The sequence below is a fragment of the Micromonospora sp. DT43 genome (genome assembly GCF_049841645.1).
Classification (GTDB): Bacteria; Actinomycetota; Actinomycetes; order Mycobacteriales; family Micromonosporaceae; genus Micromonospora.
In genome coordinates, this window is sequence record NZ_JBNCKR010000002.1 from 407224 (window position 1) to 421960 (window position 14737).

Genomic DNA, 14737 nt, shown 5'->3' on the forward strand with positions numbered 1-14737 from the left:
TGGGGCACGGGTGGTGGCGGGTCACCGGAGGAAGGCGTCGAAAACCTCGGCGGTCCGTCGCCCGTCGTGGTGGGCGCGGACGTAACGCGCGCCCTCCGTGGCGAGGGTGACCGCGGCGGGCCGGTCGTCGAGCAGCGACTCGATCGTCTTGACGAGGGTGCTGGGAGTGGCGTTGGCGATCGGCGGCGAGACGCCGGCCGCCCGGTGCGGACCTTCGCTGACGTACGCCACCACGACCTTGCCGGCGGCCATCCCCTCGCAGGAGAAGGTGCCGTAACTGCCCATCACCAACTGGTCGACCATGATGTCGCAGTCCTGCACAAGGCGACGCATCTCGTTGTGCGGCAGACCCTCCACCAAGCGCAACTCGATGATCCGTCGCTCGTCCAGCTCCTGCAACCGCGGCAGGAGCCGGTCGGTTCCCTTGGTCCACCGCTTCGACGGCGCGTGCAGCACCACCGGCCGGGCGCGCTCCAGCACCGGGCGGTCGCAGGCCCAGGCGTCCACGTCGACGATCAGCGGCGCCCAGGTGGCGAACGGCACGTCGTCCAGCAGGTCGGGGGTGGTCACGAAGAACGGCAGGCCGCTCTCCTCGGCAGTGCGCCGGTTCCGCTCGGCCACCGTGGTGAGCCGCTCGCGCAGTTCGGAGTCCGCGTCCCGGAACGCGGACTCGGCATGCCGCTCCAGGTGCGCGGCCGGATGGCGGATCTCGCTGCCGTGCGCCAGCAACGCGACCTTGAGCCGGGCCCGGCGCAGCGCGGGCAGGTCTGCGGAGATGTCGTCGCCGTTGCCCCGGCCGAGCACCGGGCGGAACGCGTCCACGATCAGGTGCGTGTACCAGCCGAGCACCCGGCGGGCCTGCTCCGTCTGGACGTCGAGCCTGTGTTCGCCCGGGTAGTTCAGGTAGCGGTCGGCCGGGTAGCGATAGGTGGCCGGCGGCTTGGCCATCACCAGTTCGATGCCGACGTCCGCCCGCGCGGCGGTGATCGCCACCGCCAGGGCGGAGAGTTGCCCGGCGTAGTTGGCCGTGCCCAGCCCCAACCGGACCGGACCGGCGCCGAGCGCCCGCCAGGGACCCGGGGTGCCGGCCTCGATCGGCGCGGCCGGCAGCTCGTCCGGTGCGGGCGGCGCGTCCCCGCGCTGCCGGGCCCGATCCACCGCCTTCGCGAAGGAGGGCAGCGAACCGGGCGCGAAGAAGTCTCCGGCCCGGTGCCGGGCGAGGTGCTCGCGGGCCGCCCGGCTGTCCGCCGCGACGACGGGCAGCCCGGCGGCGAGGTAGGTGTCGAGCAGCGCGAGACCGGCGTCCGGCGCGAACCCGAACACGGCCACGTCCGCCGAGGCGAGGAACGCCGCGGTCATCGTGCTCGGGCGCGGCACCTCGTGGATCCGCCGCCGGGCCTTGCCGGCCCGGCGGATCAGATCCTCGGTGGCCGCCCGCTCCGCCTCGCCGCGGACCAGCGCCAGGTGGAACTCGGGCAACCGGGCCATGGCGCGTACGACGCCGGCCAGCGCTCGGTCGCCCGCGACCCCGCCCGCGTGCACCAGCAGCGGCGTACCGGCGGGTAGCTCACAGAGCTCGCGTACCGAAGGGGTCTGGAAGGGCCGCGTCCCTACGGCGGCACGGCGGAGCGCAATACGCAACCGCCGGGGAACCCGCCGCCGCACCGCCGAGACCACCCGCCGAGCCGGCGCCGGGCTCATCGCAGTGCAGGCTCCGCGTCGCTGCCGCCGGGCACGACCGACAGGACCTTGCCGTCGGAGGCCGACTCCAGCAGCGCCGCCGCGACCTGCACGGTACGCAGACCCTGCCGCAGGGTGACGATGTCGCTCTCCTTGCCCTCGACCGCGTCACGGAACCGCTCGTGCTCGACGAGCAGCGGCTCCCGCTTCGGAATGGCGTAGCGGACCATGTCGCCCTCGGCCACGCCGCGGAAGGCGCGCAGCGCCTCCCACTCGGTGTCGATGGCACCGTTGGCGTAGAAGGTGAGGTCGGCGGTGAGCGTGTCGGCGACGAAGCAGCCCTTGTCACCGGTGATCACGGTGGACCGCTCCTTGAGCGGGCTCAGCCAGTTGACCAGGTGATTGACCATCGTGCCGTCGGCGAGCTGGCCGACAACGGCGACCATGTCCTCGTGCAGCCGGCCACTACGGGAGACCGTTCGTGCCGAGACCGATGCGTATTCCTGACCGGTCACCCACGCGGTCAGATCAATGTCGTGGGTGGCCAGGTCCATCACCACGCCGACGTCGGCGATCCGGTGCGGGAACGGGCCCTGGCGCCGGGTGACGACCTGGAATACCTCGCCCAGCTCACCGGCCTCCAGCCGGACACGCAGGCTCTGCAGCGCCGGGTTGTAGCGCTCGATGTGACCGACGCCGGCGACCAGACCTGCGGTCTCGAACGCCTCGACCAGCCGGGTGGCCGTCTCGACCGACTGGGCCAGCGGCTTCTCGATCAGCGCGCACACCCCGTTGGCTGCCAACTCCAGGCCGACCCGTTCGTGCAGCGCGGTCGGACAGGCGACCACCGCGTAGTCGATGCCCATCGCCAACAGGTCACCGAGCTCGGGGACCACCGGGGCCCGCAGCGTACCGGTGACGTCGCCGGCCGGGTCGACGACACCGACCAGCTCGACACCGTCCAGGTTGGAGAGCACCCGGGCGTGGTTGCGACCCATCGCGCCGAGGCCGATCAGGCCGGCGCGCAGCTTGCTCCGCTCCTTCATCGGGCACCCCCGGCGAGGTTCGCACCTTCGGCGATCCGGTCGAGCTCGGCCTGGGTCAGCGACGGGTGCACCGGCAGCGAGATCACCTCGGCGGCGGCCCGCTCGGTCTCCGGCAGCTCCCACGGGCCGGGCTTGCCGTCCTCGGTGAGGTAGGGCTTGAGCCGGTGGATCGGCGTCGGGTAGTAGACGGCGTTGCCGATACCCAGCTCGGTCAGGCGCTGCTGGGTGGCGTCCCGGTTGCCCCGCGCGCGCACCGTGTACTGGTGGTAGACGTGCCGGGCGCCGTCGGCCACCGGCGGGGTGACCAGGCCGGTGATGGTGGAGTCGAGGAACTTCGCGTTCGCGCGACGCTGCTCGGTCCACTCGCCGAGCTGGGTCAGCTGCACCCGACCGATGGCCGCCGCCACGTCGGTCATCCGCATGTTGGCGCCCACGATCTCGTTGGCGTAGCGCTGCTCCATGCCCTGGTTGCGCAGCAGCCGCAGGGTGCGGGCGAGCCCGGCATCCGCGGTGCTGATCATGCCGCCCTCCAGGGAGTGCATGTTCTTGGTGGGGTAGAAGCTGAAGCAGCCGGCGGTGCCGAAGGCGCCGACCGGGGTGCCGTGCAGGCTTGCCCCGTGCGCCTGGGCGGCATCCTCGACGACGGCGAGGCCGTGCTGCTCGGCGATGGCCATGATCCTGTCCATCGCGGCGGGGTGGCCGTAGAGGTGCACCGGCATGATCGCGACGGTGCGCGGGGTGATCGCCGCGGCGACCGCCTCCGGGTCGACGCAGAAGTTGCCCGCCTCGATGTCGACGAAGACCGGCTCGGCACCCACCAGCCGGACGGCGTTGGCGCTGGCCGCGAAGGAGAACGAGGGCACGATGACCTCGTCGCCGGGGCCGAACCCGAGCGCCATCAGGGTCAGCTGGAGCGCCGAGGTGCCGGAGTTGACGGCGACGCAGTGCCGACCGTCGACGAGCTCGCCGAACTCCTCCTCGAACGCCGCCACCTCGGGCCCCTGCACCACCTTTCCGCTGCGGAGCACCCGCACAGCCGCCTCGATCTCAGCCTCACCGATGATCGGACGTGCCGGTGCGATGAAGTCTGGGTTCTGCCCAGCCATGGGGGGTCCTCCTGGGTCTAGACGGTGCAGGCGGGGGTTCGGATGGCGATACTAGCCGGTCGAAATCTGCGGCGACTCGTACGGGCGCGAGGTTCACGTGCCGGCATGGTCGGGTGCGGGCTCGGTCACTGGGCCGGCATTCTGGGGGCCTGACTCTCCACCAAACCAGCACATGTTATCCGCAACGCGGCCACGATCGCGTTAGCCATGTTCGTCAGCTCGGTGGTGTCCAGCGGCGACCGGGAGATCGCGAGCCGCCAGTAGATCGGACCGATGATCAGATCGATCGCCGCCGACGGGTCGGTGCCGGCCGGCAGCTCTCCCCGGTCGACCGCCTGGCCGACCACCATGTCCCCGATCCGGGCCTGGTAGTCGCGCAGCGCCCGCTGGAGGGTCTCCGCGATCTGCGGGTTGCGCGCCGCCTCGGCCAGCAGGTCCGGAATGATCTGCGAGGCCAGCGGGTGGCCAAGGGCCCCCGAGGCGACCATGAGCAGCAGCTGGACGTCGCCCTGCAGGCTGCCGGTGTCGAGCAGCGGCAGCCTCTTCCCGGCGACCGCGCTCACCATGTCGAGCACCAGCTCCAGCTTCGAACGCCACCGCCGATAGATTGCCGTCTTGCTGACACCGGCTCGTCGGGCGACCGCCTCGACGGAGAACCGGCCGTAGCCGGTCTGCGCCAGTTCCTGCATGACGGCTCGGCGGATGGCCGTGGTGATGTCGTCGCGAAGAACGGCCGCACCGGCGGGAGCACGCCTCTTCTCGGTCGTCACGTGGGACAATGTAGCGCAACGACGCTACGGTTGCGTCCCGACGTGTTTTCCACTACCTTCCACGCAGCAGCGGAGCGGCCTCCCGACACCGGCCACGCTAGATTTCATCGCCGCGACACATCCTCATTGCTCCCCATCAGCACGAAAGATCGGAGCGCCTCACCATGGCCAACACCGCGGTGGCCGACCTCGAATCCGGGCTGACCCGCGCCCAACTCGCGCAGCGGTACGGGCTGAAGGTCGCCGGGGAACCTCCGTCCCTGGGGGCGTACGCCCGCCAACTGTGGGCGTATCGGCACTTCATGTCCGCATACTCGCGGGCGAAGGTCGCGTCGTCATTCAGCAACACGCAACTCGGCCAGCTGTGGCAGGTGCTGACCCCGCTCACCAACGCGGCGGTCTACTACCTGATCTTCGGCGTGATCGTGTCGCAGGACCGGCACGTGCCGAACTTCATCGCCTACCTCTGCACCGGCGTCTTCATCTTCACGTTCACCCAGAGCGCGGCGCTGCAGGGCACCAGCGCGATCACGGGCAACCTGGGGTTGATCCGGGCGCTGCACTTCCCGCGCGCCGCCCTGCCGATCACGGTCACCCTGGTGCAGTTCCAGCAGCTGCTCATGTCGATGTTGGTGCTGGCCGCGATCGTGCTGGCCACCGGGGAGCCGATCACCTTCCGCTGGCTGCTGCTCGCACCAGCGCTCCTACTCCAGTCGATCTTCAACATCGGGCTGACCATGATCATGGCCCGGATCGGCTCGAAGGTCACCGACCTGAAGCAGGTCATGCCGTTCGTGATGCGGGCCTGGCTCTACGGCTCCGGCGTGCTCTACAGCGTCGCGCTCTTCGCGGAGCGGCTTCCCGGCTGGGCGGCGACCGCGCTGGAGTCCAACCCGATCCTGGTCTACATCGAGCTGGCCCGGTATTCACTGCTCGAATCGGCATACCCCGCCCACATCGCGTCCTCGCCGACGCGGCTGTGGCTCCTCGCCGCGGGCTGGGCAGTGGTCGCCGGCTTCGGCGGGTTCGTTTACTTCTGGCGCGGAGAGAAGGAGTACGGCCGTGGCTGAGCAGACCCTGCCCGCGGTGGACGCCGGCGTGGTGGACACGGGACGCGTGCCCACCGTCATCGTGGACGACGTGCACGTGATCTACAAGATCCACAAGGGTGCCACCGGCACCACCAGTCCGGTCTCCGCCCTCAAGCGCATCGTGTCCCGCACGAGCGCGCCGAACATCCGCGAGGTGCACGCGGTCAAGGGCGTGAGCTTCACCGCGTACCAGGGTGAGGCCATCGGGCTGATCGGCAGCAACGGCTCCGGCAAGTCGACCCTGCTGCGGGCCATCGCCGGGCTGCTCCCACCGGCCCGGGGCGCGGTCTACACGCTCGGCCAGCCCTCGCTGCTCGGCGTGAACGCGGCCTTGCTCAACGACCTCTCCGGCGAGCGCAACGTGGTGCTCGGCTGCCTGGCCATGGGCATGCCGCCCGAGGAGGTGAAGCGGCTGGCTCCGGAGATCATCGAGTTCTCCGGGATCAACGAACGGGGCGACTTCGCCTCGTTGCCGATGCGCACCTACTCCTCCGGCATGGGCGCCCGGCTGCGCTTCGCCATCTCCTCGGCGAAGAAGCACGACGTGCTGCTCATCGACGAGGCGCTCGCCACCGGTGACCGCAAGTTCCGGGGCCGCAGCGAACAGCGGGTCCGCGAACTGCGCGACAGCGCCGGCACCGTCTTCCTGGTGAGCCACGCGATCGGCTCGATCCGGGACACCTGCGAGCGGACCATCTGGCTGGAGAGCGGCGTCCTGAAGATGGACGGCCCGACCGAAGAGGTCTGCAACGCCTACGAAGGCAAGTAGACAGGTCGACGACCGCATCGGCCGGGCGCACGCTTGCCCGGTCGGTGCGGTCAGTCGTAGGCGCTAAGGTTTCCAGGGCGTCAACGACAGTTCATATCTCGTCATCGACGCACAAAACACCCTTTTGGTGGAAGCGAGGACCGGCAGAATGATCCAGGATCACAGCCCCGCACCGGGTGCCACGCCGGCGAGTCCGGCACTCTGGCGCCCCTCGCGGACAGTGGCCGTGATCCTCGCCGGGGGTACGGGGACGCGACTCGGGCTCGGCATCCCCAAGCAGCTGCTGAAGATCGCCGGTAAGCCGATCATCGAGCACACCCTGGCCATCTTCGAGGCCGCCCCGGAGATCGACGAGATCATCGTGCTGATGGCGACCGGGCACGTCCCCGACGCCCAGCAGATCGTCGACAAGGCCGGCTTCCGCAAGGTGACCAAGGTGATCGAGGGTGGCGACACCCGCAACGCCACCACCCGCATCGCGCTCGACGCGGTCGGCGAGGGCGACGTCAACATCCTCTTCCACGACGCGGTGCGGCCCCTGGTCAGCGGTCGGATCGTCCGCGAGTGCGTGAACGCGCTCTGGAGCTACTCCGCTGTCGACGTGGCCATCCCGTCGGCGGACACGATCATCCAGGTCGACGAGGACGACTGCATCACCGACATTCCGGTCCGCTCCTCGCTGCGCCGCGGCCAGACCCCGCAGGCGTTCCGCTCCCCCACCATCCGCGAGGCGTATCGGATCGCCGAGGGCGACCCGAACTTCGCCGCCACCGACGACTGCGGTGTGGTGCTGCGCTACCTGCCCGGCACGCCGATCAAGGTGATCGACGGTTCGGACGAGAACATCAAGGTCACCCACCCGGTCGACGTGCACCTGGCGGACAAGCTCTTCCAGCTCGCCGCGGCGCAGGCGCCCCGGCTGACCGACCACCGCAGCTACAGCGAGGAGCTGATCGGCCGCACCATCGTCGTGTTCGGCGGCAGCTACGGCATCGGCCACGAGCTGACCGAGCTGGCCCGTCGCTACGGCGCCCAGGTCTTCCCGTTCAGCCGTTCCACCACCGGCACCCATGTGGAGCGGGCCGAGGACGTCGAGGCCGCGCTGAAGACCGCCTTCGAGGCCACCGGCCGGATCGACCACGTGGTGGTGACCGCCGGCATCCTGGAGAGGGGCGCCCTCGCCGAGATGGACGAGGAGACGATGGACCGGCTGCTCCAGGTCAACTTCGTCGGCCCGGTGACCATCGCCCGCCAGGCCCTTCCGTATCTGCGGCAGACCAAGGGCCAGCTGCTGCTCTACACGTCCAGTTCCTACACCCGGGGACGGGCCCGCTACGCGCTCTACTCGGCCACCAAGGCCGCCCTGGTCAACCTCACCCAGGCGCTCGCCGACGAATGGGCCGACGTCGGCGTACGCGTCAACTGCATCAACCCGGAGCGGACCGCCACCCCGATGCGGACGCGGGCCTTCGGCGAGGAGCCGGAGCACACCCTGCTCGCCGCGGAGGCCGTCGCCCAGTCGTCGCTGGACGTGCTGATCTCGGAACTCACCGGGCAGGTCATCGACGTACGCCGGGCGCCGGGCGAAGCGGCGCAGGCCGTGCCGGCCCAGACGCCGCGGCTGGCCGACGAGACCACGGCCGCCTCGGCGACCGTCGGCTGACGGCCGAGCACTGCTGACCGGGACGATGGTGAACGGAGCGACATGCGTGGTGACCTGGTCCGGAAACTGATCGCACGGTGCCTGAGCAGCGGGCTGGCCGTGCTGGCCTTCCTGGTCGTGGCGCTGACCGGGGCGACCGGTTGGGGGCTGGCGCTGGCGGTGGCCGCCCTCGTCGCCACCGCCGCTGAGCGACGGATCCGCCACGGCGCGGACACCGCCGCCGAGACGACACTGATCGCCGCCGCCGTCCTGGTCGGCTATGCCCGACGGCTGGACGGTGGGTTCGACCCCGCGCTGGCCGCCGCCGCGCTGGTGCTGCTCGGGCTGGTGCTGCTGGTGGGCCCGCTGCGGCACGCCGGCAGCCTGGAGATCCGGGCGGCCAACCTGCCGGTGCGGTCCTGGACGGCGTCGGTCGCCACGCACCTCGGCGACGCGCTGCTCGGGCTTCTCGCCGTGGTGGCGCTGGCCGCCGCGGCGACCATGCCGGCCCTGGTCGCTCTCGTGGCGGCCCTGCTGGTCGGCGCCGGCGCCGGCGCGATCGCACTGGATGTGGCCCGGCGTCGGTTCCGGCCACCGGCCGGCGGCGGGGCGGTGGGCCGGGCGCTGCGCCGGCACCAGCCGGAGTTCCTGCTCTACTTCTCCGCGCCTCCCGGCTCGGAGTACCAGGTCACCATGTGGCTCCCGTACCTGGAGCGGATCGGCCGGCCGTTCATGGTCGTGTTGCGGGAGCCGGAGTTCCTGGCCCCGATCGCCGCAGCCACCGATGCGCCAGTGGTCTACTGCCCCACCCTGAGGGCGATGGACGAGGCGCTGGTGCCGAGCCTACGGGCTGCGTTCTACGTCAACCACGGCGCGAAGAACAGCCACTGCATCCGCTTCACCCAGCTCACCCACGTCCAGCTGCACCACGGCGACAGCGACAAGGCGCCGAGCGCCAACCCGGTGTCGGGGATCTTCGACCGGATCTTCGTGGCCGGCCCGGCGGCAATCGACAGGTACGCCCGGGCCGGGGTGCAGATCCCGGCGGAGAAGTTCGTGGTAGTGGGTCGCCCGCAGGTCGAGTCGATCAACGTACGCCCGGAGCCCCTGGCTGCCGAGGCGCCCCGCACGGTGCTCTACACCCCGACCTGGACGGGCCACCACGCGGACGCGGACTACTGCTCGCTGCCGGTGGCCGAACCGATGCTGCGCAAGCTGCTCGACCGGGGCGTCACGGTCATCCTGCGCGCCCACCCGTACACCACGCAGAACCCGGCATCGGCGCGGCAGCTGGGTCGGCTGACCGAACTGCTCGCGGCGGACCGGGCCCGGACCGGCCGGCCGCACATCTGGGGCGCCGCCGCCCGCGACCTGAGCCTGGTCGATTGCGTGAACCGCTCCGACGCGCTGATCTCCGACGTCTCCGGGGTGATCTCGGACTACCTCTACTCCGGCAAGCCCTTCGCGGTGACCGACATGGGCGGCGAGGGTGCCCGGTTCACCGAGCGGTTCCCGCTGGCCGGCGCGGGCTACGTGCTGCACCGGGACATGACGAACCTGGACGATGTGCTGGACCGGCTGCTCGGCACCGATCCGATGGCGCCGGGGCGCTGGGCGACCCGGCGGCGCTACCTCGGTGACTTCCCCGCCGAGTCGTACGCCGACGCGTTCCTGGACGCTGCCAGGCGCGAGCTGGAGCCGGGCTGGAGCCCGCCGACCCCCGGACGGCCGGTCGAGCCGGACCGGGTGCCGGTCTCCCCCACCACCTGAGCCGCAGGGCCGCCGGGAACGGCCCGGCCTCGGTCACCCGGTGGTCCGGGGAGAGCAGCCCGGGCGGGCCTCCAGCTCGGGAACGGTTGGACGGGTACGGTCCGAGCCGTCAGCTGTCGCGTGGCCTAAAATCACGGGGCCGGAGGTGCTCGATGCGCATCGCCAATTCCGGCCGGTCCGGGGTGTTCCGGGCGGACGTCGCCACGGACGAGAGGTGGAGCCAGCGATGCACCAGCGGATCCTCATGCGGGCCAAGAAGGGCCCCTTCGACGTCTACGCGCCGGAGGAGACCTTCGAACGCAACTGGATCGGCGACAACAACGGGAACCTGGTCTTCAGCCACGCCGCCCACAAGCTGCTCCGCACAGCGACGGCGCAGATCACCTCCACCGAATTCAAGATCGACCTGCGCGACGCCGACAAGATCAACGAGCAGTACGACGTGTACGTCATCCCGCTCGCCAACGCCTTCCGGCGCAGCTACGCGCACCGCGTGGAGGCCATGACCAAGCTGATCGAGCGGCTCAAGATCCCGGTGGTCGTACTCGGGGTGGGCGTGCAGACAAACGTCGCCGGCGACCGGGAATACCTGCGCCCGATCGACGACGTGGTGAGCCGCTTCGTCCGTGCCGTGCTTGATCGCTCGCACAGCATCGGGGTCCGGGGCGAGATCACCGAGAGCTACCTGCGCACCCTGGGCTTCTCCGCGGTCGACGTGATCGGCTGCCCGTCGATGTTCCTGCACGGTGACAGCCTGCGGGTGGAGAAGCGCAAGGAGTTCCTGACCCCGCACGACCGGGTCGCGCTGACCGTCTCGCCGTACGTGAAGTCGATGGCCGAGGTGATCTCCGCCCACCACCAGCGCTACCCGAACCTGCGCTACCTCCCGCAGGACCTGAAGACCCTCGGCACGCTGCTCTACGGCGACGCTCCCGCGGACCGAGGGAAGACCAGCGCGATCCCCGTCCACACCTCGCACCCCCTGTTCGTGGAGGACAAGGTGCGCATGTTCGTGGACCCCTGGACCTGGATGGAGTACCTGTCCGGGTTCGACTTCGCCTTCGGTACCCGCATCCACGGCACCATCACCGCGCTGGTGGCCGGCACGCCGGGCTACCTCTTCGCGCACGACTCGCGCACGCTCGAGCTGGCCCGGTACTTCGACATCCCGCACCGGGTGATGGCGGACGTGCCGGCCGATGTCGACGCCGCCGACCTCTACGCGGAGGCCGACTACACGGCGCTGAACAACGGGCACAAGGCCCGCTTCGCGACCATGCTCGCCTTCCTCGCCAAACACGACCTGGGGCACGCCTTCGCCGACGGCGACAGCGCCACCCGCTTCGACGAGCAGGTCCGCGCCACCACCTTCCCACCCGCCGTACGCCCGGCCGCCGCCACCGGCTCCGACGTGCTGCTGGAGCGGGTGCAGTGGCTGCGCGAGCACAACCGGAGACTGCTGACCGAGGTCGAGACCCTCAAGCAGCAGGAGCTGAGGACCCGGGTCAGGCAGGCGGTCGGCGGCCGGGTGCGACGCTTGTTGAATCGTTGACCCGGCACGGGCCTGCGGGCCGATCGCCGGGTGCGGCCGTCGGCCGGCCGGTGGCCTAGTATCGCGGGGCCTGGAGGTAACAGATGTGCCGCCTCCCGGGACACTGCCGGACGATCTCCGGGGTCGGACGAGAGGTGGAGCCACCGATGCATCAGCGGATCCTGCTGCGCGCCCGCAAGGGCCCGTTCGACGTCCTCAGCGCCGAGGAGACGTACGAGCGGGACTGGATCGGTAAGAACACCGGCAACCTGGTCTTCAGCCACGCCGCGCACAAGCTTCTGGCCACCTCCACGGCCGAGATCACCCCGTCGCGCTTCCGGGCCGACCCACGCGACGCCGACGAGATCAACGAGAAGTACGACGTCTTCGTGATACCACTGGCCAACGCGTTCCGCCATGACTACGCAAAGCGGCTGACGTCGATGGCTCAGCTGATCGAACGGCTGAAGATCCCGGTGGTGGTTCTCGGAGTCGGGGCGCAGACCGACGTGGACGGCAACCTGGAGCAGCTCCGCCCGATCGACGAGCCGGTCAGCGCGTTCTGCCGGGCGGTGCTCGACCACTCGCACAGCATCGGCGTACGCGGCGAGATCACCGAGAACTACCTACGCAAGCTGGGTTTCTCGGCTGTCGAGCAGATCGGCTGCCCGTCGATGTTCCTGCACGGCGACAGCCTGCGCATCGAGAAGACGAAGGCGACCCTGGGCATCGACGACCGGCTCGCGTTCGTCATCTCGCCGTACGTCAAGGCGCTGGCCCCCCTCGTCCTGCACCACCACCAGCGCTACCCGAACCTGCGCTACGTGGCACAGGACCTCTACACCCTCGGCACCCTGCTCTACGGCGACGCGCCGAAGCTGCGGGGCAAGACCGCCGACATGCCGATCCACACCTCGCACCCGCTCTTCGTCGAGGACAAGGTGCGGATGTTCATGGACCCGTGGCCCTGGATGGACTATCTCTCCGGGTTCGACTTCGCCTTCGGCACCCGGATCCACGGCACCATCACGGCGCTGATCTCGGGCATCCCCGGCTATCTGCTGGCGCACGACTCGCGCACCCTGGAGCTGGCCCGATACTTCGACATTCCGCACCGGTTGCTGCGCGACGCGCCGGCCGACGTCGACGCTGCGCAACTCTATGCGGAAGCCGACTACACGGCCCTGAACGAGGGCCACAAGGAGCGCTTCGCGCGGATCACCGCGTTCCTCGCCAAGCACGACCTCGGCCTCTCGTTCGCCGATGGAGACAGCGCCACCCGCTTCGACGAGCAGGTCCGCCAGACCGTCTACCCGCCTGCGCTCCGGCCGGTCTCCGCCTACTCTCCGGAGGAGTTGCTGACGCGCATCCAGTGGATGCGGGACGAAACCCGGACGCTCCAGACAAAGATCGATACCCTCCACGCGCGGTCGCTGCGCGAGCGGGTCAAGCAGGCCGTCTCCGGCCGTGTCCGCCGGATGCTCGGAGCCAGGTGACCAGCCACCGCATCCGCTTCATCCAGCTCACCCGCCTCGGTACGGGTCGAGCAGCGCCAGCACTGCCGCCGGGTTCTCCACGTGTGCGTTGTGGCCGAGACCGGGCAGCGTGGCGACCGGTACGCCGTACGCCTTGAGCTGCTCGTCGGTGACCATCGGGTCGTGTTCCCCGCGGGCCAGCACCACCGGCACGTCGGTCGCCGCCAGCTTCGGGGCCAGGTCGGGCGCGCCGACGCCGAAGGCTGTCGGGTCCATGGCGAGGCGCCACCGGCCGTCGACCTGACGCAACCCGGCGTCCACCACCGGATGATCCGGCGGGATCAGGCCGCCCAACCCGGCGACGCGCAGGTAGCGGCGGGCCGCCTCGGTGCGGCTGGCGAACCAGCTCACCGGGCGCGCGGCGAGCTCAGCGGCGCGGGCCAGCTCAGCGGGTGACCAGAGCGCCTTGATGCCGAGCCCGACCACCGCGTCCACAGGTGTCCCGGCGGCGCGGGCGGCCAGCGCCAGGCCGACCACCCCGCCCAGCGAGTGCCCGAGCACGACGAGCCGGTCGTCGGCGGCGAGGCCGTGGGCGATCCGGCCGGCGAAACCAGCAAAGGAGTACGACGGCAGCGGGGCCGACCAGCCGTGGCCGGCGAGGTCCGGTGCGAGCCACCGCCCCGGCCAGTGCTGCTCCAGCAACGGCGCCCACGGCAGCCAGACGTCTCCGGTCGCCCCCATCCCGTGCAGCAGCAGCAGGACCGGTCGGCGACCGGTGCGGCCACCCGATTCATCCACCACGGCCGCAGTCTGCCACGGTTCACGGCCGGGTACGACACTCGTCGATGGCGACGCGTACCGCAATGAGGCCGCGGGCGCCGTCCCCTTGTGGGGGACGACGCCCGCGGCGGTCTGCGTGCCGGGGTCAGGCGGAGTAGCCCCGGGTGGCAATCCAGTTGGCAAGGTCGATCGTGGTGATCCAGTAGGACGGGTCGGCCGGGTTCGCCGAGTCGGCGATCCGCACGGTCCGGCCGTTGTCCTTGTAGCCCACGACGGCGATGTAGTGCCCGCCGCCGTAGGAGTGCCAGCCGCCGTCGGTGTCGGTGGCGTCGCCGACGACGTTGGCCACCACGCCCCGGCCGTCGGTGATGGCCTTGACCACATCGGCCTGGAGCCGGTCCATCTGGGCCGGGCTGGGAGCGCCGGCGAACATCCGGGTCTGGTACGGGGAGCCCTTCACCTCGGCGTTGAGCGCTCGGGTGGTGTCCTCGGCCGAGTTGGTGCCCATCTCGGTGGTGCCCAGCTCGGCACCGAGTTCCTCCTGGGTGCGGTCGATGCCGGTGGCGCTGAGCGCGTTGCGGGTGGCCGCGGGGCCGCAGTTGTAGTACGTGTTCTGCGCCTCGTAGTCGTAGTCGAGCACCTTGGTCGCGGGCGGCTTCGGCGGCTGCGGCTTACGGGTCAGATCCGGGTTGGCGCTGGCCTTGGCGGCGGGCGACGCGGCGCTGGTGGCTGGGGCGGCGGTCGTCGGCGCGGCGCTGGGGGACGCGTCGCGCGCGGCGCCGAGGGAAAGGGCGGTGTCACTGCGCATCTCGGCGACAGTGGTCGCGGTGCGGTGGCTGGCCGGCGCGTCGTCGGCGCCGGTGAGCAGGGCGCCGGTGGTCGTGGCGATCACGAGGGCCGCCGCGGAGGCGGCGACGATCTGGTACGGGCGCTCGGTCGCCAGGCGACGGAGCTGACGCTGCATGGTGTGCTTCACGGGGTCCTCCACGGATCGGGGGGAGAGCGGCACACCGGGGGCCGGACCGGTATCCGGGCAGGCGCCAGCGCGCGAACGGTGGTTCGCGGATGGTGAACCGC

Annotated in this window: 12 protein-coding genes; 6 read left to right on the forward strand and 6 right to left on the reverse strand. The window is 70.7% G+C overall.

Annotation, left to right across the window (positions count from 1 at the left end):
- Positions 1-21: 21 nt before the first annotated feature.
- The 4 genes from ACLQ26_RS05940 to ACLQ26_RS05955 all read right to left on the reverse strand — a co-directional run bounded on the left by ACLQ26_RS05940 (position 22) and on the right by ACLQ26_RS05955 (position 4602).
- The gene (locus ACLQ26_RS05940) at positions 22-1701 is read right to left on the reverse strand and encodes a glycosyl transferase family 1 (protein WP_425743453.1); all 1680 of its coding nucleotides are present in this window, start codon (positions 1699-1701) and stop codon (positions 22-24) included.
- A complete protein-coding gene (locus ACLQ26_RS05945) occupies positions 1698-2726 on the reverse strand; it encodes a Gfo/Idh/MocA family protein (protein ID WP_425743454.1) in 1029 nt (342 codons plus the stop codon). Before ACLQ26_RS05945 ends, ACLQ26_RS05940 begins: the two co-directional genes overlap by 4 nt.
- A complete protein-coding gene (locus tag ACLQ26_RS05950) occupies positions 2723-3832 on the reverse strand; it encodes a DegT/DnrJ/EryC1/StrS family aminotransferase (RefSeq protein ID WP_425743455.1) in 1110 nt (369 codons plus the stop codon). The genes ACLQ26_RS05945 and ACLQ26_RS05950 overlap by 4 nt, the downstream gene beginning before the upstream one ends.
- Positions 3833-3957: 125 nt before the next feature.
- The gene (locus ACLQ26_RS05955; RefSeq protein ID WP_425743456.1) at positions 3958-4602 is read right to left on the reverse strand and encodes a TetR/AcrR family transcriptional regulator; all 645 of its coding nucleotides are present in this window, start codon (positions 4600-4602) and stop codon (positions 3958-3960) included.
- Between the two features lie 164 nt (positions 4603-4766).
- Between ACLQ26_RS05955 and ACLQ26_RS05960 the strand changes: the two genes are divergently transcribed.
- From ACLQ26_RS05960 to ACLQ26_RS05985, 6 genes are all read left to right on the forward strand, one after another.
- Positions 4767-5672, forward strand: a complete 906-nt coding sequence (locus ACLQ26_RS05960; RefSeq protein ID WP_425743457.1) for an ABC transporter permease — start codon at positions 4767-4769, stop codon at positions 5670-5672.
- Complete coding sequence (locus tag ACLQ26_RS05965; RefSeq protein ID WP_425743458.1) at positions 5665-6462, forward strand: ABC transporter ATP-binding protein; 798 nt, start codon at positions 5665-5667, stop codon at positions 6460-6462. Before ACLQ26_RS05960 ends, ACLQ26_RS05965 begins: the two co-directional genes overlap by 8 nt.
- Positions 6463-6610: 148 nt before the next feature.
- Entirely contained in the window at positions 6611-8125 is a 1515-nt protein-coding gene (locus tag ACLQ26_RS05970; protein ID WP_425743459.1) for a D-ribitol-5-phosphate cytidylyltransferase, read from the forward strand.
- A 42-nt stretch (positions 8126-8167) separates the two neighbouring features.
- Entirely contained in the window at positions 8168-9874 is a 1707-nt protein-coding gene (locus ACLQ26_RS05975; RefSeq protein WP_425743460.1) for a CDP-glycerol glycerophosphotransferase family protein, read from the forward strand.
- A gap of 226 nt (positions 9875-10100) precedes the next feature.
- Positions 10101-11426 carry a polysaccharide pyruvyl transferase family protein gene (locus tag ACLQ26_RS05980; protein ID WP_425743461.1) on the forward strand — a complete coding sequence of 442 codons (1326 nt, stop codon included), beginning with the start codon at positions 10101-10103 and terminating at the stop codon, positions 11424-11426.
- A gap of 146 nt (positions 11427-11572) precedes the next feature.
- Positions 11573-12901, forward strand: coding sequence for a polysaccharide pyruvyl transferase family protein (locus tag ACLQ26_RS05985; protein ID WP_425743462.1), 1329 nt, complete (start codon positions 11573-11575; stop codon positions 12899-12901).
- Between the two features lie 27 nt (positions 12902-12928).
- On the opposite strand, the gene ACLQ26_RS05990 is transcribed toward ACLQ26_RS05985, so the two are convergent.
- Together ACLQ26_RS05990 and ACLQ26_RS05995 are read right to left on the reverse strand one after the other, a co-directional pair.
- Positions 12929-13681 carry an alpha/beta fold hydrolase gene (locus ACLQ26_RS05990; RefSeq protein ID WP_425743463.1) on the reverse strand — a complete coding sequence of 251 codons (753 nt, stop codon included), beginning with the start codon at positions 13679-13681 and terminating at the stop codon, positions 12929-12931.
- 124 nt (positions 13682-13805) lie between these two features.
- Entirely contained in the window at positions 13806-14648 is an 843-nt protein-coding gene (locus ACLQ26_RS05995; RefSeq protein ID WP_425743464.1) for a C39 family peptidase, read from the reverse strand.
- Between the last annotated feature and the right edge of the window lie 89 nt (positions 14649-14737).

Excerpts from the sequence above, each read along its gene's own strand:
- ACLQ26_RS05940 (WP_425743453.1), bottom strand. The coding sequence starts at position 1,701 with ATGAGCCCGGCGCCGGCTCGGCGGGTGGTCTCGGCGGTGCGGCGGCGG.
- ACLQ26_RS05945 (WP_425743454.1), bottom strand. The coding sequence starts at position 2,726 with ATGAAGGAGCGGAGCAAGCTGCGCGCCGGCCTGATCGGCCTCGGCGCG.
- ACLQ26_RS05950 (WP_425743455.1), bottom strand. The coding sequence starts at position 3,832 with ATGGCTGGGCAGAACCCAGACTTCATCGCACCGGCACGTCCGATCATC.
- ACLQ26_RS05960 (WP_425743457.1), top strand. The coding sequence starts at position 4,767 with ATGGCCAACACCGCGGTGGCCGACCTCGAATCCGGGCTGACCCGCGCC.
- ACLQ26_RS05970 (WP_425743459.1), top strand. The coding sequence starts at position 6,611 with ATGATCCAGGATCACAGCCCCGCACCGGGTGCCACGCCGGCGAGTCCG.
- ACLQ26_RS05975 (WP_425743460.1), top strand. The coding sequence starts at position 8,168 with ATGCGTGGTGACCTGGTCCGGAAACTGATCGCACGGTGCCTGAGCAGC.
- ACLQ26_RS05980 (WP_425743461.1), top strand. The coding sequence starts at position 10,101 with ATGCACCAGCGGATCCTCATGCGGGCCAAGAAGGGCCCCTTCGACGTC.
- ACLQ26_RS05985 (WP_425743462.1), top strand. The coding sequence starts at position 11,573 with ATGCATCAGCGGATCCTGCTGCGCGCCCGCAAGGGCCCGTTCGACGTC.